General features: G+C 64.6%; 26 protein-coding genes and 1 pseudogene. 18 read left to right on the plus strand and 9 right to left on the minus strand.

From position 1 onward, the window contains the following. Positions 1-93 precede the first annotated feature (93 nt). The 3 genes and pseudogenes from V8324_RS17780 to V8324_RS17790 form a co-directional block, all read left to right on the plus strand. Positions 94-636 (plus strand): annotated as a pseudogene (locus V8324_RS17780) (baseplate multidomain protein megatron); the annotation flags it as partial. 53 nt (positions 637-689) lie between these two features. Further along, positions 690-1,070 carry a hypothetical protein gene (locus V8324_RS17785; protein ID WP_336421256.1) on the plus strand — a complete coding sequence of 127 codons (381 nt, stop codon included), beginning with the start codon at positions 690-692 and terminating at the stop codon, positions 1,068-1,070. A 75-nt stretch (positions 1,071-1,145) separates the two neighbouring features. Then, entirely contained in the window at positions 1,146-2,222 is a 1,077-nt protein-coding gene (locus V8324_RS17790; RefSeq protein WP_336421257.1) for a DUF2793 domain-containing protein, read from the plus strand. A gap of 123 nt (positions 2,223-2,345) precedes the next feature. Here the strand turns inward: V8324_RS17790 and V8324_RS17795 are convergent, their stop codons facing one another. The 5 genes from V8324_RS17795 to nhaA form a co-directional block, all read right to left on the minus strand. Next, on the minus strand, positions 2,346-3,389 hold the full coding sequence (locus V8324_RS17795; protein ID WP_336421258.1) for a patatin-like phospholipase family protein: 1,044 nt from the start codon (positions 3,387-3,389) through the stop codon (positions 2,346-2,348). Further along, complete coding sequence (locus tag V8324_RS17800) at positions 3,386-3,607, minus strand: hypothetical protein (RefSeq protein WP_336421259.1); 222 nt, start codon at positions 3,605-3,607, stop codon at positions 3,386-3,388. The genes V8324_RS17795 and V8324_RS17800 overlap by 4 nt, the downstream gene beginning before the upstream one ends. Before the next feature lie 99 nt (positions 3,608-3,706). Next, positions 3,707-4,588, minus strand: coding sequence for a sensor histidine kinase (locus V8324_RS17805; protein WP_336421260.1), 882 nt, complete (start codon positions 4,586-4,588; stop codon positions 3,707-3,709). Beyond that, positions 4,585-4,749 (minus strand): hypothetical protein, encoded by a 165-nt coding sequence (locus V8324_RS17810; protein ID WP_336421261.1) that lies wholly within the window; start codon positions 4,747-4,749, stop codon positions 4,585-4,587. The genes V8324_RS17805 and V8324_RS17810 overlap by 4 nt, the downstream gene beginning before the upstream one ends. Before the next feature lie 259 nt (positions 4,750-5,008). After that, positions 5,009-6,319: a Na+/H+ antiporter NhaA gene (gene nhaA, locus V8324_RS17815; RefSeq protein WP_336421262.1), complete on the minus strand. Its 1,311-nt coding sequence runs from the start codon at positions 6,317-6,319 to the stop codon at positions 5,009-5,011. A gap of 630 nt (positions 6,320-6,949) precedes the next feature. Between nhaA and V8324_RS17820 the strand changes: the two genes are divergently transcribed. Next, positions 6,950-8,737 (plus strand): SLC13 family permease, encoded by a 1,788-nt coding sequence (locus tag V8324_RS17820; RefSeq protein WP_336421263.1) that lies wholly within the window; start codon positions 6,950-6,952, stop codon positions 8,735-8,737. A gap of 156 nt (positions 8,738-8,893) precedes the next feature. Here V8324_RS17820 and V8324_RS17825 read toward each other — a convergent pair whose 3' ends face one another. Both V8324_RS17825 and V8324_RS17830 read right to left on the minus strand, forming a co-directional pair. Then, positions 8,894-10,120 carry a fatty acid desaturase gene (locus tag V8324_RS17825; protein ID WP_336421264.1) on the minus strand — a complete coding sequence of 409 codons (1,227 nt, stop codon included), beginning with the start codon at positions 10,118-10,120 and terminating at the stop codon, positions 8,894-8,896. A gap of 32 nt (positions 10,121-10,152) precedes the next feature. Continuing rightward, entirely contained in the window at positions 10,153-10,395 is a 243-nt protein-coding gene (locus V8324_RS17830; RefSeq protein ID WP_115395239.1) for a hypothetical protein, read from the minus strand. Positions 10,396-10,560: 165 nt separating this feature from the next. Here V8324_RS17830 and V8324_RS17835 point away from each other — a divergent pair, with 165 nt between their 5' ends. From V8324_RS17835 to V8324_RS17845, 3 genes are all read left to right on the plus strand, one after another. Further along, complete coding sequence (locus tag V8324_RS17835) at positions 10,561-11,295, plus strand: Crp/Fnr family transcriptional regulator (RefSeq protein ID WP_336421265.1); 735 nt, start codon at positions 10,561-10,563, stop codon at positions 11,293-11,295. 585 nt (positions 11,296-11,880) lie between these two features. Continuing rightward, positions 11,881-12,093, plus strand: a complete 213-nt coding sequence (locus V8324_RS17840; protein ID WP_336421266.1) for a DUF3185 family protein — start codon at positions 11,881-11,883, stop codon at positions 12,091-12,093. Positions 12,094-12,190: 97 nt separating this feature from the next. Next, positions 12,191-12,382, plus strand: a complete 192-nt coding sequence (locus tag V8324_RS17845; RefSeq protein WP_336421267.1) for a Thivi_2564 family membrane protein — start codon at positions 12,191-12,193, stop codon at positions 12,380-12,382. 159 nt (positions 12,383-12,541) lie between these two features. On the opposite strand, the gene V8324_RS17850 is transcribed toward V8324_RS17845, so the two are convergent. Beyond that, on the minus strand, positions 12,542-12,931 hold the full coding sequence (locus tag V8324_RS17850; protein WP_336421268.1) for a hypothetical protein: 390 nt from the start codon (positions 12,929-12,931) through the stop codon (positions 12,542-12,544). Then, positions 12,928-13,347 carry a hypothetical protein gene (locus tag V8324_RS17855; RefSeq protein WP_336421269.1) on the minus strand — a complete coding sequence of 140 codons (420 nt, stop codon included), beginning with the start codon at positions 13,345-13,347 and terminating at the stop codon, positions 12,928-12,930. Before V8324_RS17855 ends, V8324_RS17850 begins: the two co-directional genes overlap by 4 nt. Before the next feature lie 313 nt (positions 13,348-13,660). Here V8324_RS17855 and V8324_RS17860 point away from each other — a divergent pair, with 313 nt between their 5' ends. The 11 genes from V8324_RS17860 to V8324_RS22485 all read left to right on the plus strand — a co-directional run. Beyond that, positions 13,661-13,975 (plus strand): hypothetical protein, encoded by a 315-nt coding sequence (locus tag V8324_RS17860; RefSeq protein WP_336421270.1) that lies wholly within the window; start codon positions 13,661-13,663, stop codon positions 13,973-13,975. After that, positions 13,972-14,316, plus strand: coding sequence for a hypothetical protein (locus V8324_RS17865; protein ID WP_336421271.1), 345 nt, complete (start codon positions 13,972-13,974; stop codon positions 14,314-14,316). The genes V8324_RS17860 and V8324_RS17865 overlap by 4 nt, the downstream gene beginning before the upstream one ends. Before the next feature lie 105 nt (positions 14,317-14,421). Beyond that, positions 14,422-15,489 (plus strand): FtsH protease activity modulator HflK, encoded by a 1,068-nt coding sequence (gene hflK / locus V8324_RS17870; RefSeq protein ID WP_336421272.1) that lies wholly within the window; start codon positions 14,422-14,424, stop codon positions 15,487-15,489. Next, a complete protein-coding gene (gene hflC / locus V8324_RS17875; protein ID WP_336421273.1) occupies positions 15,486-16,574 on the plus strand; it encodes a protease modulator HflC in 1,089 nt (362 codons plus the stop codon). Before hflK ends, hflC begins: the two co-directional genes overlap by 4 nt. A 23-nt stretch (positions 16,575-16,597) precedes the next feature. After that, positions 16,598-17,059, plus strand: coding sequence for a phosphate-starvation-inducible PsiE family protein (locus V8324_RS17880; protein WP_336421274.1), 462 nt, complete (start codon positions 16,598-16,600; stop codon positions 17,057-17,059). A 456-nt stretch (positions 17,060-17,515) separates the two neighbouring features. Further along, positions 17,516-17,836, plus strand: coding sequence for a hypothetical protein (locus V8324_RS17885; RefSeq protein ID WP_336421275.1), 321 nt, complete (start codon positions 17,516-17,518; stop codon positions 17,834-17,836). Positions 17,837-18,078: 242 nt separating this feature from the next. Next, positions 18,079-18,819: a hypothetical protein gene (locus V8324_RS17890; RefSeq protein WP_336421276.1), complete on the plus strand. Its 741-nt coding sequence runs from the start codon at positions 18,079-18,081 to the stop codon at positions 18,817-18,819. Between the two features lie 34 nt (positions 18,820-18,853). Further along, positions 18,854-19,660: a transglutaminase-like domain-containing protein gene (locus V8324_RS17895; protein WP_442970568.1), complete on the plus strand. Its 807-nt coding sequence runs from the start codon at positions 18,854-18,856 to the stop codon at positions 19,658-19,660. Positions 19,661-19,793: 133 nt separating this feature from the next. After that, positions 19,794-19,931, plus strand: a complete 138-nt coding sequence (locus tag V8324_RS17900) for a hypothetical protein (RefSeq protein ID WP_336421278.1) — start codon at positions 19,794-19,796, stop codon at positions 19,929-19,931. 74 nt (positions 19,932-20,005) lie between these two features. After that, positions 20,006-20,539: a hypothetical protein gene (locus V8324_RS17905; protein WP_336421279.1), complete on the plus strand. Its 534-nt coding sequence runs from the start codon at positions 20,006-20,008 to the stop codon at positions 20,537-20,539. Between the two features lie 259 nt (positions 20,540-20,798). Further along, positions 20,799-20,985, plus strand: a 187-nt coding sequence (locus V8324_RS22485) for a transglutaminase N-terminal domain-containing protein (RefSeq protein ID WP_442970569.1), incomplete at its 3' end; no start/stop codon positions are given.

Raw genomic sequence — 20,985 nt, forward strand, 5'->3', positions numbered from 1 at the left:
GTGCATGAACGCACGGATGCTAACGTGGCAGGTGGGTCAGTTTTAGATGATCATAACCCACCCAGGTGGGTCACTTTTGCATGCCGATTCACAACCGAGGGCGCGATGGGAAACCCGGCGCCCGCGGGCGCGCGGGTCGTCGTGCTGGATGAGAGCCTCGCCTCACTGCCCATCGCCGAAGCCGATCTCGGCATCCCGTGGAACTGGCGCATCGGCCCGGCCAGCCGCCCGGTCAGCGACGAGACCTATGTGGGGCAGACCTTCACGCCTGAGGGCGTGGGGCTGCGGCCGTTCTCCGTGGCCCATGTCGAGCAGCCGTGGCGCAGGCCGCGGACGCCCGGCGATCTGACGATCCGCTGGACACGCCGGTCCCGCGCGCTGGCGGCCGACAGTTGGGGCGGGCTCGAGGTGCCGCTGGCAGAGGAACTGGAGGCCTACGAGGTGGGGATCCTCGACGGCCCTGCTGTGAAGCGGGTGCTGAGCACGACCACGACCAGCGCGCTCTACACCACCGCCCAGCAAATTGCCGACTGGGGCGCGCCGCTCGGTCCGGGCGACAGCCTCACCGTCCGCATCTCCCAGATCTCCGCCCTTGTCGGGCGGGGCGCGCCGAAAACCGTCACGCTGAGCTTCTGAGGCCGCGCAATGAGTTCTGGCCGGCCGCGCGCTCTGCGGCGTAAGCTCGAGACATGCGCCCCGAGGACGAAGACCGGATTGCCGCCAAGCTTGCCAGAGTGATGGCCGTGGCCAGCGTGCGAAACACGCAGCTCGAGACCCTGCATGCCGGCCTCACGCCCGTGTCACACACGGGTGATGGCACCGACGTCATCGTCGAGGACGCTGCGGGCAGACGCATTCCCTGGTCCGAGGTCTCGCGGATCAATGACGAAGAGATGCGTGCGCTGATGCGTGAGATCGTGGACCGGCTCTACACCTTCCATCTGCGGATCGACGATCCGGCATTCCGAGCGGAAATCGATCGCTGGGCCGCGATGACCGCGAAGTGGGACGCGCCGAAGCCCGACTCGATTCTCTCGGCCATTCCGGCAGAGACGCCCGAACGCGAGTAGCTCGTCACCGCCCATCGCCGCGCCCTCATCCGCCGTCTGCCATGCAGGCGGCGTTCTTCGTTCTGGAGACCGCCCATGTCCGACGCCACAACCCATCTCCTGCTGCCCTACATCCTCGCGGCGCAGGCCCAGAAGCACGTCACCCACAACGAGGCGCTGCGGCTTCTCGACGGGCTCGTGCAGCTCTCGGTTCTCGACCGCGACCTGACCTCGCCGCCCGGCAGCTCGGCCGACGGAGACCGCTACATCGTCGGCTCGGGCGCGACGGGCGACTGGGCGGGCTGGGACCTGAACGTGGCGCTGTTCACGGATGGGGCCTGGCTTCGCCTGCCACCCCGGACCGGCTGGCGGGCGTGGGTCGAGGACGAGGGCCTGCTGCTGGTCTACGATGGCGCAGGCTGGATCGGGGCCACCCCGGAAGTGCTGCAGAATCTTGCGCTGCTGGGGCTCGGCACCACGGCGGATGCGTCGAACCCATTCTCGGCCAAGCTTAACGCCGCACTCTGGACGGCGAAGACCGTCGCCGAGGGCGGCACTGGCGATCTGTTCTACACCATGAACAAGGAGGCTGCGGGCGACGATCTCGGCCTCACGCTGCAGACCGGCTTCGTGACCAAGGCGCTGGTGGGGCTGTTCGGCTCCGACCGCTTTCGCCTCGCGGTCTCTGCCGACGGCAGCACCTTCTTCGACGGGCTCAGCGTCGACAACGCCACCGGCATCGTCGACCAGCCCCGGCTGCCGCGCTTCAAGGCCTGGACGAACTACGACAACTACGTCGGGATCGGGACCTGGACGAAGATCGGCCTCAACAACACCGACACCAACGATCAGGGCGCCTTCGACGCCGCCAACAACCACTTCGTCGCCCCCGTCGACGGCACCTACCTCTTAGGCGCGACGCTGCTCTATAAGGTCAACGCCAGCACGTCGGCGCGGATGAGCGGCCGGCTCGTCCTGAATGGCACGACCGAGATCCGCGGCTCACGCGGCGAGATCAGCGGCGCGCATGTCTCGGAGGCGACGGCCCTCTGGCTGCAGACCATGGTCGCGCTCACCGCCGGCGACACCGTCGAGTTGCAGGGCAACTTCCGCGCCGCGGATGGCTACTTCGCCGCTGATCAGACCTCGTTCTGGGGTGCGAAGATCGGCTGAGAGAGGTGCGCCATGGCAACCCAGAGACCGGAGGACGGCGCGAAGTGCGTCTTGGCGCATGCAGCGTTCGAGGGCGGCGAAACAGCACCCTTCGTCAACTGTGACCACCATTTCTTTCTGCCGCTATCCCTGGTGCCGGGCCCCGATCCCCTCGAACATCGCGCGCAGATCTACTGTCGAGCGTTCACCGATATCGGTGAAACTCGCGTCAAGCCAGTGCGTGGCGGTCTCGCGGCCCATGTCGCGCAGCATGCTCAGGAAGTCCCATTCCACGTTCATTTTCGAGGAGGCACCGAGCGGCTTGAGCTCCGCCTGGTTCTCGACGACATGCACGCGCACCTGACGGTAATCGTCGGCCGAGAGCTTGCCCTGGCGGATCAGCCGGTCGACGAAGTCTATCGCGCGCAACTCCTTGAGCAGACTGCCGTTGAAGCTGATCTCGTTCATGCGGTTCTGGATGTCCATCGGGGTCTTGGGCGCGCCCTTGCGCTCGATCGGGTTGACCTGGATCACGACGATGTCGTCGGTGCCGGTCTCGCCATGGAACGGAAACAGCGACGGGTTGCCCATGTATCCGCCGTCCCAGTAGGGGATGCCGTCGATCTCGACCGCCTGGTAGAGATGCGGCAGACAGGCCGAGGCCATCACCATGTCGGCGGTGAGCCCCTCGCGCGGGAAGACTTTGACCTTGCCGGTTTCCACATTGGTGGCCGAGATGTAGAGCTTGAAGGCGGTGCATTTGCGCACGGTTTCGAAATCAATGCTCTTCTCGACCAGGTCGCGCAGCGGATTGCTGTTCATCGGATTGAGTTGATAGGGCGAGGCGATCCGCGACAGCGCGTCCATGGCGTGGTACATGGGGTTGTTCTGCAGACCCCAATTGCCCGTCAGCACGTCATAGGGTGTGCGTTTCAGGGGACTGTGCTTCGCGCCGTCGCTCATTGCGCGCCAGAAGCGATCGAGCGCCGCGCGTGCGCCCTCGGGGCCCTCACGGGTGAAGCCGTCGGCCAGCGCCACCGCGTTCATCGCCCCCGCAGACGTGCCCGAGATCCCGGCGATGCGCAGGCGTCCATCCTCTAGGAGGCGGTCGAGAACACCCCAGGTGAAGGCGCCATGCGCGCCGCCGCCCTGAAGCGCGAGGTTCACAAGTTTCGTTTTCTGCGTCATGGAGTTGACCTTTTCCGGTTCCGGAGGCGCTGGCCGCCCGCTCGGGCGAGCTGGTCCTCGACGACGCGCCCGCGGGGCAGCGCCATGGCGGCGATGATGCGCTGGCCCGCGGCGACAAAACTGCGCACCGGCAGGTCCGCGACCAGCGCGTCGATATGCGCCACGTGGTGCAGCCGGGCGCGGCCGCGCCGGACGCCCATTCCGGTGATGTCGGTCATCCGCTGACCTGGAAACGCGGGAACTGGCTCTCGGTCCGGCGGGCTCTGGTGGGCGGCGCGGGACCTGGCCTCAGACCCGTGCCCGTCACGCGCGCTCCGTCATCTCGCCCCTACCGCGGTGCGCGTTTCGCTCATCGCATCCGCCTCGGGCTCTGCGAGGCTGTCGGGGATCGTGACGCGGAAGCACGCGCCTTCGGCGAGGCCGTGGACGAGACAGATGTCACCGCCATGGGCGCGGACCAGATCGGCCGCGATCGCAAGTCCGAGGCCGGAGCCGGAGCCGTCCGGACGGGTGGACCCCTGGGACGACAGGAACAGATGCTTCAGCGCANGTCCGAGGCCGGAGCCGGAGCCGTCCGGACGGGTGGACCCCTGGGACGACAGGAACAGATGCTTCAGCGCATCCTCCGGCACGCCAAGGCCTGTGTCGCGCACGTCGATGGTGCAGCCGGACCCACTGCGCCGGGCATCGACACGGATCTCCTTGTATCGAAAGTCCGGCCCCTCCAGTGCCAGAATGGCGTTTCCGCACAGATTCAGGAGCGTGCGGAACAGATCGTCCGGATCGGCGTCGATCTCGACGGCGGTCGCGACGTTATTGATCCAGCTTATCTCCGCGCGGTCGAGACCGAGCGTGTTCGCGACCTCGTTCACCAGCGGCGCAAGGGCGAACCGCTGCCGGTGCGGGCGTCCCTTCACCGCCGTGTCATCATTCCGCGATGTCGTGCAGAGCGCGATGGACCGGTCCAGCGACGCGGTCAGCTTCGGTGCCAGCCGCCGCACTGTCGGGTCATCAACCTGCGCCAGCCGATCCGACAGAAGCTGCGCACATGTCAGGATATTGCGCAGGTCGTGGTTGATCTTGCGCGTGGAAAGGTCGGGTCCTGCCTGGTCCACTTGCCCGTCATTCAGGTTGCCGAAATCGCGCATCGTTGCGCCGTTCATCCGGTTGTCCGGTGCTTTGAATTGGTCGATATTCATTCACAATATTCCTTGTTCTCGGTGGCCGAGCCGGACACGGCATCCGCACCAGCGGACACGTCTTCCTCAAGCCCGTCCACGGCGCTGCAGGCCTGCGGCGCGAACGACGCGGACAGGGCCGTCGCAAAGCGCGTGAGCGAGCTGAGCCTGGGCGTCGCCATGTCGCTTTCTCCTTGTGCCGAGACGCGCGCGGCGACCTCCGCGGGCCCTGCCACCCGCACTACGCCGATTGCGCAAAGCGGGCACTTACCTGCATCAGCCTCCGGCGCGGTCTCGTCGTGCCGGGCTCGATGCCCCCGTGCCGCAAGCTGACGCCGGATGACCGACAGGTGGTGTGTCCGAGAGATAGGCGTTGTGTGAGGCGCGCTTTGTCCGGGATCGAAACCAGAGGCGACGTGCGCGTCTCGCTGCGCGGTGCCGTCATCGCGGTCGCAATGTGAGCCAGGTCAGCAGCAAGCTTCCAAGGATCGCGGAAAGCGCGGATCCGCCGAGAATGCCCAGCTTTGCCGCATCCAGGACCGGTTGCGCGAACGCGAGGCCCGCGATGAACAGCGACATGGTAAAGCCGATGCCTGTGAGGAACGCCCCGGCGGCGACGAAGGGCCATGACAGGCCGGACCCGCGGGTAGCCAGGCCGGACTGAACCGCGAGCCAGCTGAACACGAACACCCCGACCGGTTTTCCGAGCACCAGACCGACGACGATCGCCAGCGAAACCGGCTGTGCGAAATCCGCGCCCCCGATCGTGATCCCGGCATTGGCCAGCGCAAAGAGCGGCATGATGACAAAGCCCACCCAAGGGTGCAGCATCATCTCGAGCCGTTCAACGGGAGAGAGCGATTCCGTCACGGCCCTGCCGGCGCGGCGCAGGTCCTCGCGATCTTCGGTGTCGCCGCTCCAATGGTCGCCGGCTGGATAGGCGAGAACCCCCCCGAGAATGGAGCGTAGACGTGTGTCGCTGACCCAGACGCGGGTCGGCGTCATGAGCCCGAGAACGACGCCGGCGATGGTCGCGTGGATGCCGGAGGCGTCGAAGCACAGCCAGATCGCGCCTCCCATCAGGAAATAAACCGGGATGCGCCGCACCCCGAGCTTCGCGGCGCCCGCGACACCCGCAAGTCCCAGCGCCCCGAGGCCGAGCGCGGACCAGTTCATCGCTTCCCCGTAGCTGAAGGCGACGACGAGAACGGCCCCGACGTCGTCGAAGATCGCCAACGAGAGGAGGAACAGCCGCAGGCTGGACGGGATCCGGGTTCCGAAGATGGCAAGACATGCGATGACGAACGCGGTATCGGTCGCCATCACCGTGCCCCAGCCATGCATGCCCGGCTCCCCGACCATCAAGGCCAGATACAGCGCGACCGGAACGGCCATACCGCCGAGGGCCGCAGCGAAGGGAAGCGCGGCCATTCGCGGATGTCGCAACTCACCGAGGACGAGCGCGCGCTTGAGCTCGAGCGAGATCACGAAGAAAAACAGCGTCATGAGGCCGTCGTTGATCCAGTGGCGCAACGACCGGGTAAAGTCGAGCGCACCGAAGCTCAGGCCGACCGGTGTCTCCCACAGCGCCAGATATGCGCCTCGCCAGGGCGAGTTGGCCAGGGCCATCGCCACCAGAACGGCCAGCAAAAGAAGACCGCCAGATGCCGCTTCAATCTTCAGGAAACGCGCAAAGGGCTTTGTAAATCTGTCGGCCGCTTCGCGGGGCAGACTTTCGGGATTGTCGATCATGGATTCAAGATGTCTTTCCCGACCGTGATTGGCAAACGCCATCAATAATTGGGCCCCGCTCTCGGGACAGGGTGTTCACTCAACGCCTTCGGACCCTATCCCCGGCGGCCATGAACCAATTCCCGGGGCACTGCCGGTCGGCGACCTCCGCGATCTCTTATATCCAGTCTGCGTCGATTGCAGAAAGCGGGCACTTACCTGCATCAGCCTCTCGGTTGATCTGACCGGGCTCCGTCCACCGGGAACAGGCCTGGCCATTCATCACGAGCGGGACCCCCCGGCAGATCGAGGCCGTGGCGGCTACTCCTCGGTCTGTGTCGGGTGACAAGACGATCATGAAAGCGAACAATCTTTGGCATGTGCGCGCAAGTTCGATATACGGGCGGCAGCAGCAAGACCGCCCGTGAGCTGACGGGGAATCGTGCTTTCCAAGCGTGCGTCCCGACCGTGCCAAATCCGGGAGCCTTCTGCCGGCGTCATTGACTCTCTGACTCTATTGGCAACCAAAACCAAGAAGAGGTGAAACGATGGCAGCGAGCAAACCGGCCGACAGTGCTGCCATGCGGAAGACGCTATGGGGTCCCGGCACAGGGCAGAACACGAGGACCGTGGCATCTGGTCAAGGATAATATGTTGACTGATTTTGTGACCGGGTACCAACCCTATCTTGCGCTAGTTCTACTGCTGATCCTGTTGGTGGGTTTCGTGCATGAACGCTTTGCCCCGGACGTTACGGCCGCGGGAATGGCTGCGCTTTTCATAATCTTCGGCCTTGTGCCCACTGAGAAGGTTCTGGCGGCGTTCTCGAATCCGGCGCCGATCACGATTGCGGCCATGTTCATCATCAGCGGTGCGTTGGTCCGGACCGGCCTTCTAGATGCGATCGCGAACCGCGTGGTGGCCGGCGCGAGCCATCGGCCGGTCGCGGGAACCGCCGTGTTCCTGCTGGCAACGCTTGTGGCGTCGGCCCTGATGAACAACACGCCCGTTGTGCTCGTCCTCATACCGGTGGCGATCCGCTTGGCACAAAGTCTCGACCTTGCAGCTACGCGCCTGCTGATACCACTCTCCTACACAGCGGTCCTGGGCGGGACATGCACCTTGCTCGGCACGTCAACCAACCTGCTTGTGGATGGTGTGGCACGTGAAACCGGAATGGTGCCGTTCTCGATCTTCGAAATCACGCCGGTCGGCCTGATTGTCGCGGCCACAGGCGGGGTTGCTCTTTCGGTTCTCGGCCCGTTCCTCTTGCCGGACCGCAAGGATCAAGCCGATCCCGGAGATGAAGAAGAGGCAACCTTCCTGACGGAGTTGCGTCCGCAGGACGGCTACGAAGGTCTGGGGATGCCCATTGGTCGGATCGGTGATCTGAACCGGCAAGGGGTGAAGATCATCAGCATTCGCGGCCGGTCGAATGTCAAACGGGATGGCTTGGACGAGCATGTTCTGAAGAAAGGCGACAGGATCATCGCCGCCGTGACCACGTCGGAGCTCCTTACTCTGCGAAATCGCACCGCTTTGCATGTCGGATTGCGCCAGGGGCCAGAGGTCGAGGACACTTCCAACCTTGTCGTCGCCGAAGCCATCGTGACACCGTCGCGCCGAAGCCGTGGCATGCGCATTGCGCAGTTCGCCATCGGGCGTCGCCACGGCATGCGTGTGCTCGGGGCGCATCGCCACGGCAAAAGCCTTGGCCCGGACCTGTCGACCGCACTCCTGCGGCCCGCCGACAAGCTTTTGCTGGAAGGGACAGCCGAAGGATTTTCGCACATGACCGAGGCAGGAGATCTCGTAGCGATCACGCAGGCAGGCGGGCGTGCCTTCCGTCGACGCAAGGCGCCGCTCGCCCTGCTTGCCCTTGTCGCAGTTGTCGCGCTCGCCGCGCTCGGCGTGGCCGAGATCAGCGTTCTCGCCCTCATCGCCGTCGCCGCGATTCTCGTGCTGCGGTGCATAGACAATGACGAAGCGTGGGCCTCGATCGACGCCGGCGTCCTGGTACTCATCTTCTCGATGCTGATCGTGGGCACGGGCTTGCAACATTCGGGGGCCGTCGCCCTTGTCGTCGAGGCGATATCGCCGGCACTGGAGGGGTTGCCACCTCTTGTGGCCCTTGCGGCGGTCTATCTGCTGGCCTCGATGCTTACCGAGGCGGTCACCAACAATGCGGTGGCGGTCGTGGTGACGCCGCTCGCCATCGGCCTTGCCGTAAAGCTCGGGGTCGATCCTCGTCCCTTCGTGGTGGCGGTGATGTTTGCCGGAAGCGCGAGCTTTGCGACACCGATCGGCTATCAGACCAATACGCTGGTCTATGGTGCGGGGAACTACAGGTTCACTGATTTCATCAGGATCGGGCTGCCCATGAATGTGATCGTCGGCACGTCGGCGTTGCTTTCCATTCCCGTTTTCTTCCCCTTTTAGGACGGGCTCGCAACCTGGCTCCGACCAATGGCGCCTGGCGATGATCCGATGGCCAGAATAACGGTCGACGCTATCCAAGTGTGGCTTTGAAGTGCAGCGACGGTGCCGCGTGACACGGGGTCCCGTACGGTCGTCCATTGGCGAAATCTACAAGGCTCATGAGGCACGTGTCCGGGCCTCGGAAAAGGACAGGAGCCTGCCGCGCTGCTCGTCCCACAGGTGCAGCCGCGCGCAGCGAAAGCTTTCCATCAGCGTGATGCGCTTGGAGCGCGCCAGCAGATCGTGGTCCCTGACGACCTCGCCAAGACGGTAGAAGGGGATCCGACTGGCGAGGTGGTGCACGTGGTGGACGCCGATATTGCCGGTGATCCAGCGCAGGATGCCGGGCAGGGCGTAATGCGAGCTGCCGTGCAGGGCCGCCTCCTGGATATTCCAGTCGTCCTCGTGCTCCCAGCTGGTTTCCTCGAACTGGTGCTGGACGTAGAAGAACCACATGCCGGAAATCGCGGCCAGCAGCATCGTGGGCAGGAACACGAACAGCAGGACATCCCAACCGCCCAGCCAGACGATCGCCGCGAGCACAAGGCCGATGGCGGCATTCGTGCCCATCGCGCTCAGCCAGTAGCGCCAGCCCGCGCGCATCAGGTGGACGGGCAGCCGGTTCTGAAGGAAGAACGTGTAGAACGGCACCACGCCGAACAGGAAGACGGGATTGCGCACGAGGCGGTAAAGCGCCCGGCCAAGCCACCCCTTTTCGCGGTATTCCCGGACCGTCAGGGTGGGGATGTCGCCCACGCCCCGCCGGTCGAGATTGCCGGTCGTGGCATGGTGCATCGCGTGGGTCCTGCGCCAGACCGCATAGGGCGTCAGCGTGAGCACGCCGAGCCCGCGCCCGATCCAGTCGCACAGGCGCCGGTCGCGGAACAGCGAGCCGTGCCCGCAATCGTGCTGGATCATGAACAGGCGGACGAGGAAGGCCGCGTTCGCCGCCGCCAGGGCCATGGCCAACAGCGTACTGATAGAGACCAGCCACCACGCCACCGCCCAGATCGCGACGAAGGGCACCAGCGTGACAGTCAGCTCGAAGACGCTACGGGAGGGGATGTGCTGGCGGTAGGCTGCCAGTGTCCGGGTCCAGTCAGAGGGCCGCAACGCGGTGTCGCCCTGAGGGCCTTGCCCGCCGGCGGCCGGGTCGGCGCAGGACGCGGGCGTCTCGCCCCGGCGTGTCTGTGCCTGCCCGGACTCGTCGTTGTCCGCAGCGGGCTGCCGGGCCTGTGCACCGGATTGCGGCGTGGCGACATGGGTTCTCGCGTCGGCCGGCATGTCCTGATTGTCGGGCCGACCGGCGGCCGGGGTGTCAGCTGGTCTGGTCGCGCATGTCATGGTGTGCGTCGTCTCCTCTCTGGTCGAGCCTGTCATTCCGGCGGTCTGCGAACGGAGTTGCCGCCAGCGATGATTCGGTTGATGATCGTTGCCACGGTCCGGTGCGATTCTGTTTCGGCCTCGGTGCCTGTGGCACTCTCGTGGGTCGCCGCGGCATCGCGGAGAACCCCCATGATCTCGCTCTCGGGCAGCAGCTTGTGATCGTTCATGGCAAGCAGCAGCGCCTCGCAGATCGAGAGGGCCGCCATGCCGGCATGATCTGTCTGGTCGGGCATCGTGGGCATTCCTCGCTCCGAACTGGCGTGCACGGGTGTGGCGCGCCGGGATGATCTACCCTTTGTCGCAGGAAATCTGGTACCGTGGACTGATCTGAAGCAGCCGCCGTGCGAGAAAAATCCGGCAGTTTCCCCATCGGGATTGCCAGCAGCGCGAGGGGGCGCATGACCATCGCAGCGAACAGCCCGCTCACCCGCAAGCTCTCGACCTTCGTCGCCCTGTCGGAGGTCGAGCTTGCCGTGCTCGAGCGGCTGCACCAGCGCCGCCGGACCTTCGCCGCCGGGCGGGACATGGTGCATCAGGGGCAGTCCGGGCAGGCGGCCTTCATCCTCTCGGCAGGGTGGGTCTGCTCGTACAAGATCCAGGCCGACGGGACGCGCCAGATCGTCGATTTTCAGATCCCCGGAGATTTTCTCGGGTTGCGCAGCGTTCTCCTGCGCACGTCGGACCACAGCTTCGAGCCCGTCGGGGACATCGAGGCTGCCGAAGTGATGGCGAGCGACCTTCTCGAAGCGCTTGCCGAGACGCCTCGCCTGGCGACGGCCATCTTCTGGGCAGCGTCACGGGACGAGGCGATGGTGGTCGAGCATCTCGTCAGCATCGGGCGGCGCGACGCGGACGCCCGCATGGCGCATTTCCTGCTGGAACTGGGGTCGCGGCTGGCCCTTGTGGGCATGGGCAGCAGGGACGGGTACGACTGCCCGCTCACGCAGTATCATATGGCCGATGCGCTCGGGCTGAGCGCCGTTCATGTCAACCGCGTTCTGCGGCAGTTGCGCGAGGCGGGGCTGGTGACCGTCCGCGACGGCCATGTCACATTCCGCGACCTCGACCGACTGGCGGACTTGGCGGGGTTCGATCCGGAATATCTCGATCACAGCGGGCCGCTGCTGAAATAGGCGCACGCTTGTCTCCTCCGGGTTGGTCCCGCCGAAGCTGGGGCAGTGATGCGAGGTTGCCAAGCGCCGCAGCCGCCGCTTCGATCTCGATGATCGTGAGCGACGTGTTGCGGGCGACATGGGCCCTTTCCGCGGCCTGATAATACTGGAGCGCGGCGTGTTTCCAGGCCCCTTCCGGCGCCGCGTCGCAGGCAGCCTTGAGGGATGCCAGGGTATCGGCGATCGCGATCTGGTCGTCCAACATCGGCGCATTCCCTGATCGAAACCCGAAAGACGCGACGCTTGCGCACCCCGCACGAAGGGCATGTCGGGCTCTGACGCGGTCCTGCCATCGTGGGCTTGGGACGGGCGCCTGGCAGCCTCACTTTGCCGCAGCGTGGGTCGGGCGGCACTGATCGAGGTTAGCCGTCCTCGCGTTTCCTCACGGGGGCGTCGGCTCCTGGCGAGGCTGATCCAGGTAAGTGCAGCCGCCCCCGGTTCTGCGAGGCTCATGGCTCAGGTCCGGCGTGCCGCGCCCCAGACCGGCGGCGCGACGCCGGCCAGGGCCGGGCGGCATCGGCCGGCGAAATCGACGGGGTCCACATCATGTCACTTTCGAACATCATCGGCGTCGTCGCCGCGGCGGTCGGTATCGCGTTGCTCTTCTTCGCCTGGCGGGCCTCGAACGCGCCCGTCGACCAGGTGTCCGAGGCCCTGACCGGCCGCTTCACCGGCAACACCATGTGGTACCTGATCGGCGGTGTAATTGGCGTCGTGGCCGGCGGCGCACTGCTGCTGCGCGGCTTTGCCAGCGTCTGATCCGCGTTGCGGCGCCCGGGCATAGATCTGAGCCGCCGACTCACGTCGCCGGGCCGCCATCGGCCCAGCATGACCCACTCACAGGGAATCCAACTCAATGTCTCTCATCAATCTGGTCGTCACCCTTGTCGTCGTCGGCGTCTTGCTGTGGGCGATCAATACCTATGTCCCGATGGACCGCAGGATAAAGCAGATCCTGAACGTGGCGGTGGTGATCGTGGTCATCCTCTGGCTGCTGCGCGGCTTCGGGCTTCTCGGCGGGGTCGGCGATATCGGCCTCAGTGGCTGAGACCGTCCCAGTGTCGCCGATCACCCGGCCTCGCAGAAACCAGGCGGGCGATCTTCGGGCGAAGCCGTCGGCCGGGTGGGAGGATCGAGCCGAGCCCAGGCAGCGCGGGGCGCTCCGCTGCGATAGGGGCCCCCCGTGCCGGCCGCGGCGCCTCCCGGCCTATCGTGCCGGCGTCTGCTGGTGGGTCAGGCGTAGCCACGTGCCGTCTTCCCTCAGATAGGTCGAGGTGCAGACCGCCTCGTGGATGGGCTCGCCCGCCCGCTCGGCGGACACGCGATAGGCGAGAGCGGCAATCTCGCCCTCGCTCGTGAGGTAGCGCTCGCTCATCTCGACGGAGCGCCACCGCTGGGCGACGTCCTTCTCGCGCCAGATCGCATCGCCCTGAAGGATGCCGGCAGGATAGGGAAAGACGAAGACCGCGCCCCGCGCTGTCATCCGGCGCGCGCTGTCCGCACCGCCGGTCCAGAACCGCTCCTCGAGATCCCAGAGGGTAGCGGACTCCTCCGGCGCAAACTCTCCGACTGTTGGGGCCGGTATTTCGGGCTTCATTCGCCTGTCCCCGACGCGCCGCCGAAGATCATCTGCGCCGCGAGAAGAAGCACGGCAACAATCGCCCAGACCAAACCCGGCGCAAGCGGAGCCCCCTTTGCCGACGCAGGACCGGCCCTGCCGGGACGCGCCGAGCGGTCGGGAAGAAGACGGGCCAGTTCCCGGCCCACCGGGCCATGCGTCTGTCCGAGCGCCGGCACGTCGCGCACGCGCGACAGCAGCGCACCGAAACGGGTCGCCGCCGCCTCCCGGCCAAGCGCGGCGAGCTCTGCCGCCTCCGCCCACGGGTCGAGGTTCAATCGCGCAAGTGCCGAGAGAACCGTAACCTGGCTTCCGCGGGGGTCCTCGCCGACGAACGCGTAAAGGAAAGGCTCGAGTTCGGGGGGGTGGGGGTTGAGAACAAATGGTTTGGACATCGTGATCGTGCTCCTCGATGGAAGGGGGCGACCGGCTCGCCATTCGCGGCATGACGAATGCAGACGCCTTCGTGCGGCCATTTTATCTATTCTACGCAGGCGTCGGCCCACGCGCCCTTACACAGGTCAGCCCGGCCGTTCGCCACCCCCGCGCGCCGACGCAGAGCGCGCGCTGGCCCCGGACTAACCTGCGTCAGCACCCGTCGAGCGGCTCTCGCCTAAAAGAGGCCAAACGTTCGACCGTCCCGGCGCCGCAACGGCGTCCCGATAATGGCGGTGGACGACGGCTCTGCCCACAAACCGGAGGCCACGCATGACCACGCGCTCGACCAGATCGACGGTCACCTTCTCCGCCCCGTTCGCCCTCTCGGGGTACCCGGACGAACTGCCCGCCGGCACCTACGATGTCGTCGTTGAGGAAGAACTCCTGCAGGGGCTCAGCTTCGAGGGCTGGAGACGTACGGCGACCAGCCTGACCGTGCGCGGCAGGGGCAGCCATGCCGGACGGAGCGAGTCGCACGCGATCTCGGACAGCGACCTCGAGGAGGCGCTGCGACGGGACGCGGCCACGACCCAGACAAACACTCACAGCGAAGCGGCGCTTTCCCCGCAGGAGGATAGGACATGAACACTCCCGAATGGCTCAAGCCCGGCATCTACGGTGCCGTGATCGGCGCGGTTTTCGTCGGCGTGGTCGGCTTTACATGGGGCGGCTGGGTGACCGGTGGCACCTCGAACGACAGGGCGATGGCGATGTCCCGAGACGATGTCGTCGCTTCCATGGTGCCGGTCTGCCTCGACATGGCGCGCTCCGACCCGGCACGGGCGGACAAGATGGAAGCGATCCGTGCCGCTTCGACCTACCAGCGACGCGACGCGCTCATGACAGCCGGCTGGGCGACCATGCCGGGAACCGATGCCCCGGACCGAGACATAGCGGAAGCCTGCCTTAAGGAACTCGACCTCTGAGGGCATGCCGGTCAGAGCCGACCGAGTGATGGCGCAAAACGTGTCACGCGGTAAAACGCGCGCGACACACACACCAAACGCAAAAATCCAAGCGAGGACCTTTCAATGCCGTCTGATGAGAATGGATCTGGAGACCGTGGACCATGGAAAAACAGGCAGACCCGTGCGCCCCCTGAGGTTGACGCAATTCTTCGAAAGGGCCGGGATCGGCTGCACGGTATCTTACCGGACGGCCCGCCGCCGGTGAGGCGTCTGGCGATCGGGGCTGTCATCGCGCTTGCGGCGTTTGGGGCTTGGTCCTCCTGGTACACGGTGCCCAGCGATTCAGTCGCGATCGTCCAGCGTTTCGGAAAGTACTCGGCTGAAGTTCCTCCGGGGCTGCACTTCAAGATCCCGTTCGGGGTCGACGCGACAACGCTGGTGCCGGTCAAGCGCCAGCTGAAACAGGAGTTCGGGTTCACGACGCCGGGCGCCACGGACCCCTATCAGAGCCCGACCGACGGTCGCCGCGAGACCGAGATGGTGACGGGCGACCTCAACGCGGCGCTCGTCGAATGGGTGGTGCAGTATCGCATTCCCGAACCGCGCAAGTTCCTTTTCGAGGTGCGCGAGCCGAGCGCGACGCTCCGTTACGTCTCGGAGTCCGTCATGCGCGAGGTGGTCGGCGACCGCACTGTCGATGAGGTGATCACCGTCGGACGCCAGGAGATCGAAAGCGAGGCGCTTCTGAAGATGCAGGCGCTTACGACCAAATACGCCATGGGCATCAGCATCGACCAGGTGCAGCTGAAGAACATCAATCCGCCCCAGCCCGTCCAGGCCTCGTTCAACGAGGTCAACCAGGCCCAGCAGGAAAAGGAGCGAATCATCAACGAAGCCCGCCGCGAATACAACCGGGTCATTCCTCTGGCCGAGGGCGAAAAGGACCAGCGCATCCGCGAAGCCGACGGCTATCGCCTGCGGCGGATCAACGAGGCTGAGGGCGACGCCGCCCGCTTCACGGCGCTTCTGACGGAATATCGCCAGGCTCCCGAGGTGACGCGGCGCCGGATCTACATCGAAACGCTGCAGGATGTTCTGCCGGGCATTGGCTCCAAGATCATCGTCGACGGGTCCACGGCAAGCATCCTGCCGCTGTTGAACCTCGATCGGCAAAAGGGAGAGACCCCATGAAGATCATTTCGAGCATTGTCGCCGGGGTCGCGGTCGCGGTCGTTATCGTGGGGTCCTCTGCCGTCTACACGGTCGGCGAAGTGGAGCAGGCCATCATCACCCAGTTCGGCAAGCCCGTGGGCCCGCCCATCACCGAGGCGGGCCTCAAGGTGAAGCTGCCCTTCGTTCAGGAGGTCAACCGGATCGATCGCCGGGTCCTGGAGTGGGATGGCTCGCCATCGGACATGCCGACCAAGGACAAGCTCTACATCTCCGTCGATCTGTTCGCGCGGTGGCAGATCACCGACCCGCTGCAATACTTCCTGCGCCTGCGCGACGAACGCAGCGCCCAGTCACGCCTCGACGATATCCTCGGCAGCGAGACCCGGAATGCCGTCGCGAAGCACGAACTCATCGAGATCATTCGGACGACCAAGGGGCGGACGCCACTGCGCGACAATCTTCTGACGGATCAGGAACTCGCGCAGGATATCGGCGCGCTCGTTCCCATCACCAAGGGGCGGGCGCTGGTCGAGCAGCAGATCTTCGAGGCGGCGGCGGAGAAGGTGCGCGTCTTCGGGATCGAGCTTCTCGACATCCGCTTCAAGCGCATAAACTACAACGAGAGCGTTCGGCCCAAGATTTATGACCGCATGATCTCGGAGCGGCGACAGATCGCCGAACGCTTCCTGTCCGAAGGCAACGGCGAAGCGGCCCGTATTCAAGGCAACAGGGTGCGGGATCTCAACAAGATCCAGTCCGAAGCCTATCGCGCCGTCGAGGAAATCCGCGGCGCCGCTGACGCCGCCGCGGCGGACATCTATGCCGGCGCTTACAATGTCGATGCCACATCGGTCGAATTCTTCGACTTCACCCGCACCATGCAGGCCTATGGCGACATGATTTCCGACGACACGACGCTCGTCCTGACGACGGACAGCGACCTGTTCAGATTCCTTCGCGGAATGCAGGTAGAGGCAGACCCCATTGGCGACCCTCCCGCGGTCCCGGGCGATGGCGGTATAGCGTCAACACACAAAGACCGACACCAGACAGAAACTGTGGCGCCGATCGTTGCCCGGACAGATGACGAACCCGGCCAGTAGGTTCATGGCTGGAGTTCGTCATCATGGGTAAGAGCCACCTCGACAGTCCATCCGTGGCGGAGCCAGATACGGGGGAGGCCCCACAGGGAGAAAATGGCGCGGGGCGCGGCGAAAGGCTGTTTGCTCTCGGTCTGTTCCATATGATCGAGCGGTTGTTGCTTGTGGTTATCGTGGCCATGACTCTTCTCGCCGTCGCCTTCGAAATCATTGCAATCTATCGGCTCGGAACCATTCTACTGGCCGATATCCTCCTGATGTTTCTGTATCTGGAGGTGATTGGAATGGTGGCAGTCTACTATGCGCGGCGCAACTCCGTCTTTGTGTATCCGATATTCATCGCCATCACCGCGGTCGGTCGTCTGGTCGTGCTGCAGGGCAAGGAAATGGCGCCGGAAAACATTCTGATCGAGGCGGCCGCAATTCTTCTCCTTTCGCTGTCCGCGCTCGTGATCATCTGGGCGATCGGCAAGCAGGGTGCACAATGACCTTAGATCGCGTTCACAGTACGCGCCTTCTCCCACCCGTCTGCCTCGTGGCAAAGGATTGTTTAGGGAAGTCTCGAGACCATTCATGGCGATCAAACCACCGAGGCCGGCTTCCGCCGCGTTCGAGCGAGACGAGCCGTTTGAGTTTTCACGACCCTAACCTGCGGCAGCACGCGATGTCGGCCCACCTGGTAGATGGATGGTCGCGAACTGGACCGTGACCAGCTGACGGTGGCCCGCCGGCATTCAAATTTGCGACGGCCAGGGTCGCCCCCTCGTCGTGAAGGAGGAACCTTAGTGGCATCAGCCGAAAATCTCTCCACGACACCCGCAGAGACGACCTATCTTGAACGGTGCGTGTTGGCTCATGAACGGATCCTGCAGGCCTTGATCTCCTACATGGCCCGTACGGAGCCGCGTTTCATTGATCATCTCAGATAACGGTTCGTCGAGCCGATGAGTATGGCCCGGCACGAACATGACCACCGCGAAACCGACGACTACGCTGAAGAATTCATTCGCGCCGTGATGCTCATCGGAGAAGCGCGCGCGCCCAACGCGAAGGAGCCGGAAATGACCAACATGAAACCCGTGCCGCCGAAAGGCAGAGGAGCACAGGATTCTTCCATGAACCGACCGGCGCTGCGAGGAGGTGTTCAGGTGCGCGAACGAAACGGAATCTGGGAGGTGCAGGTGGATGGCAGTTTCCGCGGCGACTACCACCAGAAGGAACATGCTCTTGCCGCTGCGGCCTTGCACAAGTTGTCGCCTCGATGACCGGTAGCACACATCCGACAGTTCCGCAGGACTTCTCGATTCAGGTGGCCGAGAACGAAGGCATGCCAACAAGATCGAATTCTAGGGGCTCCCCGCCACCGCCCGCCGCCACTCGACGGCTGACCGGAACGCTCACGCTTGAGCTATCGAAGACACGCGCGGCAACCGGAGGAATCTGGTCCGCCAAGGAGCAAGCGGCGATGAGACATCCCCTCGCGAGGCTGATCGCGGGGACGGCAGTCATGGCCGGTGTGATCGCGTCCTTCGCCTTCCCCGTCCTTGCGCAGGATGGAACCGGCCCGATGCCGAAGAACGCCCAGCCGCGCAGCTATGGTGGCGGCTGGATCTGCGATCTCGGTTACCGGGTAGAGGGTGCCACATGCCGGGCGCTCGATATCCCCGAGCATGCCAATCCAACCGGGCGCTCCTACGGGACGGGGTGGGAGTGCGACCGTGGGTATGAGGAAGTGAGCGAGACGTCCTGCATCCTCATCCCGGTGCCCGCCAACGCCTTCCTCCGGTCTTACGGCGACGATTGGAAATGCGAACGCGGTTACCGGCAAGAGCGCGACGCATGTGTGCCGATCGTCCTGCCGGACAACGCCTATCTCACCGACGACACCTCGGGCTCCGGTTGGACCTGCGCGCGCGGCTTCTCAGCCAGTTCCGGCGCCTGCAAGCCGATTGCCGTGCCGACGAATGCATATCTGACCAACGCAACCTATGGGGCCGCCTGGGCGTGCGAGCGAGGATTCGTAAAGATCGACGACCGATGCGACGCCATTATCTTGCCGGCGAACGCGTTCCTAGACCCGGCATCCTATGGACCGGGCTGGAGATGTGATCGTGGATACGAGCCGCGCAGCAATGCTTGCGTCGCGATCGACGTGCCGGAGAACGCTTATCTCGACCGATCCGGCAACCGGTGGAGCTGCAATCGAGGCTTCCGGCTCTCCGACGGGGCGTGCATCCTTGGACGGTGATCGTGACATGACAAGGCGCGGCCGCGCGTCTGGCATGCGGGTCAGCATAGGGTGTCGTCTGCGATACAGCTTCGCCCAACCGACGCCGCTGATCGCGCTGCTGAACGTCCACTACTCGCGCTTTGGCGATCTGGAGCGCGCCGACTATCTCGTCACGTCGCCGAGCGTCCCGCTCGAAAGCTATCGGGACGGCTTCGGCAACTGCTGTACGCGCCTCCTGGCTCCGGCCGGCGACTTCTGCCTGTCGACGGACGGCATCTTCCGCGACACGGGCCTGCCCGATCCCGTCTTTGCCGACGCGCAACAGCACGCGGTTCAGGATCTGCCATCCGATACGCTCGTGTTTCTGCAGGGCAGCCGGTACTGCGATACCGATCTTCTTTCGGAGGAAGCCTGGCGTCTCTTCGAGACCACGGAACCCGGTTGGTCCCGCGTCCAGGCGATCTGCGATTTCGTGCACGGACACGTCCGCTTCGACTACATGCAGGCCAAAGCGACGCGCACCGCGTCGCAGACAATGACCGAGCGACAGGGTGTCTGCCGCGACTTCGCCCATCTCGCCATCGCCCTGTGTCGCTGCATGAACATTCCGGCCCGCTACTGCACCGGTTATCTGAGCGACATCGGTGAAACTCTCCCTCATCCTCCGGGGGACTTCGCCGCGTGGATGGAGGTGTTCCTTTCTGGTGAATGGCACATGTTCGACCCGCGCAACAACAAGCCGAGGTTTGCACGAATTCTGATCGCGCGCGGCCGCGATGCCGCCGATGTCCCTTTGACCCAGACGTTCGGTCAGAACACATTGACGGAATTCAAGGTTTGGACGGATGAATTAGCCTGACTCGCCTCGGCCTCCTTGTCGATGCGCCATCGTAAATCGGGTCGCCAGTCCCCATATAGTTAATACCGATGCAAAGTATCCCGGTCCGGCACGGACGAGGAATTTAGCATCGGCCAATCAAAGGATCGATGACATGTCCTTCAAGGACCTGACCGCCAGGGCTGCAGCCGCAATGAAGCTGAGGCCTGCCGTAACAGCGAAGACCCCTGCCACGGCGAACGAGTCCAATGCCGCCAGCAAGGAAGCGCCAGCGAAATCAAAGACATCTTGAGACCCACACAGGCTGCGCGCCCCCTTTTCAAGGGGCGCGGGCCACCCGAAACAATGAGTGAGAGGATCACGCCAATGGAAGATCTGACGAGCAAGACCGTTGCGGTTTTCTCTCGACCGTTCACCGTTCCGGGTTTTGCCGAGACGCTCCCGGCGGGAGAGTATGAGATCGAAACGGAGTTGGTTTCACCCCCAGATCAAGAGGATCCCGTAGCGTGGAAGGCCTCCGTGCTTGTAAAGCTTCACCCCCGAACATCGCATCCAGGACTTGCGCGGACCCTGACCGTTTCCCTTGCCGACCTCGACCATGCGCGGGCAAGGGACAAGCTGACGCGTAAGACGCTATCCGAATTCTTCCTGGAGGAAATGCTGGCTGATCCGATGGTGCGCCTCGTGATGCAGGCCGACGGTGTCTCCGAGGCGCATCTCCGACATCTCTACTCGGGGCGCGAGACGCCTGATCCCGATCTGAATGTGCCGGCGTCGACGGCAACCACGCAAAGGACGCAGGACGACGCGTCAATCCGGGCCGCCGAAAGCGAAGGCATGCCCTCAAGGCCGGACCTCCTGTCGCGATCGCGCAGCCGCCACGTAGCGGGACAGATTTGATGGCGGACAAGGCCATCGCCGAAGGTGCAGCACCATACCTTGCGCCCGCAAGGGCCCAGCGCGACGTTCCGCAGGAACGCCAATGCCTGCGGTGCGAAACCTTGTTCTGGAGCGAAGGGTTCGGAGAGCGGATCTGTCGGCGCTGCAAGGGATTGAACGCCTGGCGAAACGCCGCGCCCGATAGCTCCGGGTCATCGCGCCGCCGCTGATCCGCATCGACTTGCGCGCCGTCTTCCTCGAACCACACTGGACCTCCATTTTGGCCTGCCTCGACATCTTTCACACCACAACCTACCGATACCGTCAGGCGGTCTCTCTCGGACCGCACCGGTTGATGCTGCGTCCCCGTGATGCGTATTCCACGACATGTGGCCACCTGTTCCACGCGCATGTGGCCAGTCATTCCATGACATGTGGCCACCCCCGTGAGGTGATCTGCGAGGCAG

It is taken from the genome of Roseovarius sp. D22-M7, assembly GCF_037083785.1.
Lineage (GTDB): Bacteria > Pseudomonadota > Alphaproteobacteria > Rhodobacterales > Rhodobacteraceae > Roseovarius.

What these genes read in the sequence shown, in the direction of transcription:
- V8324_RS17795 (WP_336421258.1), bottom strand. Translation starts at nt 3,389, where the DNA reads ATGACGCAGAAAACGAAACTTGTGAACCTCGCGCTTCAGGGCGGCGGC.
- V8324_RS17830 (WP_115395239.1), bottom strand. Translation starts at nt 10,395, where the DNA reads ATGCCCGACCAGACAGATCATGCCGGCATGGCGGCCCTCTCGATCTGC.
- V8324_RS17885 (WP_336421275.1), top strand. Translation starts at nt 17,516, where the DNA reads ATGAGTATGGCCCGGCACGAACATGACCACCGCGAAACCGACGACTAC.
- V8324_RS17825 (WP_336421264.1), bottom strand. Translation starts at nt 10,120, where the DNA reads ATGACATGCGCGACCAGACCAGCTGACACCCCGGCCGCCGGTCGGCCC.
- V8324_RS17895 (WP_442970568.1), top strand. Translation starts at nt 18,854, where the DNA reads ATGCGGGTCAGCATAGGGTGTCGTCTGCGATACAGCTTCGCCCAACCG.
- V8324_RS17820 (WP_336421263.1), top strand. Translation starts at nt 6,950, where the DNA reads ATGTTGACTGATTTTGTGACCGGGTACCAACCCTATCTTGCGCTAGTT.
- nhaA (WP_336421262.1), bottom strand. Translation starts at nt 6,319, where the DNA reads ATGATCGACAATCCCGAAAGTCTGCCCCGCGAAGCGGCCGACAGATTT.
- V8324_RS17790 (WP_336421257.1), top strand. Translation starts at nt 1,146, where the DNA reads ATGTCCGACGCCACAACCCATCTCCTGCTGCCCTACATCCTCGCGGCG.
- V8324_RS17850 (WP_336421268.1), bottom strand. Translation starts at nt 12,931, where the DNA reads ATGAAGCCCGAAATACCGGCCCCAACAGTCGGAGAGTTTGCGCCGGAG.
- V8324_RS17890 (WP_336421276.1), top strand. Translation starts at nt 18,079, where the DNA reads ATGGCCGGTGTGATCGCGTCCTTCGCCTTCCCCGTCCTTGCGCAGGAT.
- V8324_RS17840 (WP_336421266.1), top strand. Translation starts at nt 11,881, where the DNA reads ATGTCACTTTCGAACATCATCGGCGTCGTCGCCGCGGCGGTCGGTATC.
- V8324_RS17845 (WP_336421267.1), top strand. Translation starts at nt 12,191, where the DNA reads ATGTCTCTCATCAATCTGGTCGTCACCCTTGTCGTCGTCGGCGTCTTG.
- V8324_RS17785 (WP_336421256.1), top strand. Translation starts at nt 690, where the DNA reads ATGCGCCCCGAGGACGAAGACCGGATTGCCGCCAAGCTTGCCAGAGTG.
- V8324_RS17855 (WP_336421269.1), bottom strand. Translation starts at nt 13,347, where the DNA reads ATGTCCAAACCATTTGTTCTCAACCCCCACCCCCCCGAACTCGAGCCT.
- V8324_RS17810 (WP_336421261.1), bottom strand. Translation starts at nt 4,749, where the DNA reads ATGGCGACGCCCAGGCTCAGCTCGCTCACGCGCTTTGCGACGGCCCTG.
- V8324_RS17835 (WP_336421265.1), top strand. Translation starts at nt 10,561, where the DNA reads ATGACCATCGCAGCGAACAGCCCGCTCACCCGCAAGCTCTCGACCTTC.
- V8324_RS17880 (WP_336421274.1), top strand. Translation starts at nt 16,598, where the DNA reads ATGGGTAAGAGCCACCTCGACAGTCCATCCGTGGCGGAGCCAGATACG.
- V8324_RS17865 (WP_336421271.1), top strand. Translation starts at nt 13,972, where the DNA reads ATGAACACTCCCGAATGGCTCAAGCCCGGCATCTACGGTGCCGTGATC.
- V8324_RS17900 (WP_336421278.1), top strand. Translation starts at nt 19,794, where the DNA reads ATGTCCTTCAAGGACCTGACCGCCAGGGCTGCAGCCGCAATGAAGCTG.
- V8324_RS17800 (WP_336421259.1), bottom strand. Translation starts at nt 3,607, where the DNA reads ATGACCGACATCACCGGAATGGGCGTCCGGCGCGGCCGCGCCCGGCTG.
- V8324_RS17905 (WP_336421279.1), top strand. Translation starts at nt 20,006, where the DNA reads ATGGAAGATCTGACGAGCAAGACCGTTGCGGTTTTCTCTCGACCGTTC.
- hflK (WP_336421272.1), top strand. Translation starts at nt 14,422, where the DNA reads ATGCCGTCTGATGAGAATGGATCTGGAGACCGTGGACCATGGAAAAAC.
- hflC (WP_336421273.1), top strand. Translation starts at nt 15,486, where the DNA reads ATGAAGATCATTTCGAGCATTGTCGCCGGGGTCGCGGTCGCGGTCGTT.
- V8324_RS17860 (WP_336421270.1), top strand. Translation starts at nt 13,661, where the DNA reads ATGACCACGCGCTCGACCAGATCGACGGTCACCTTCTCCGCCCCGTTC.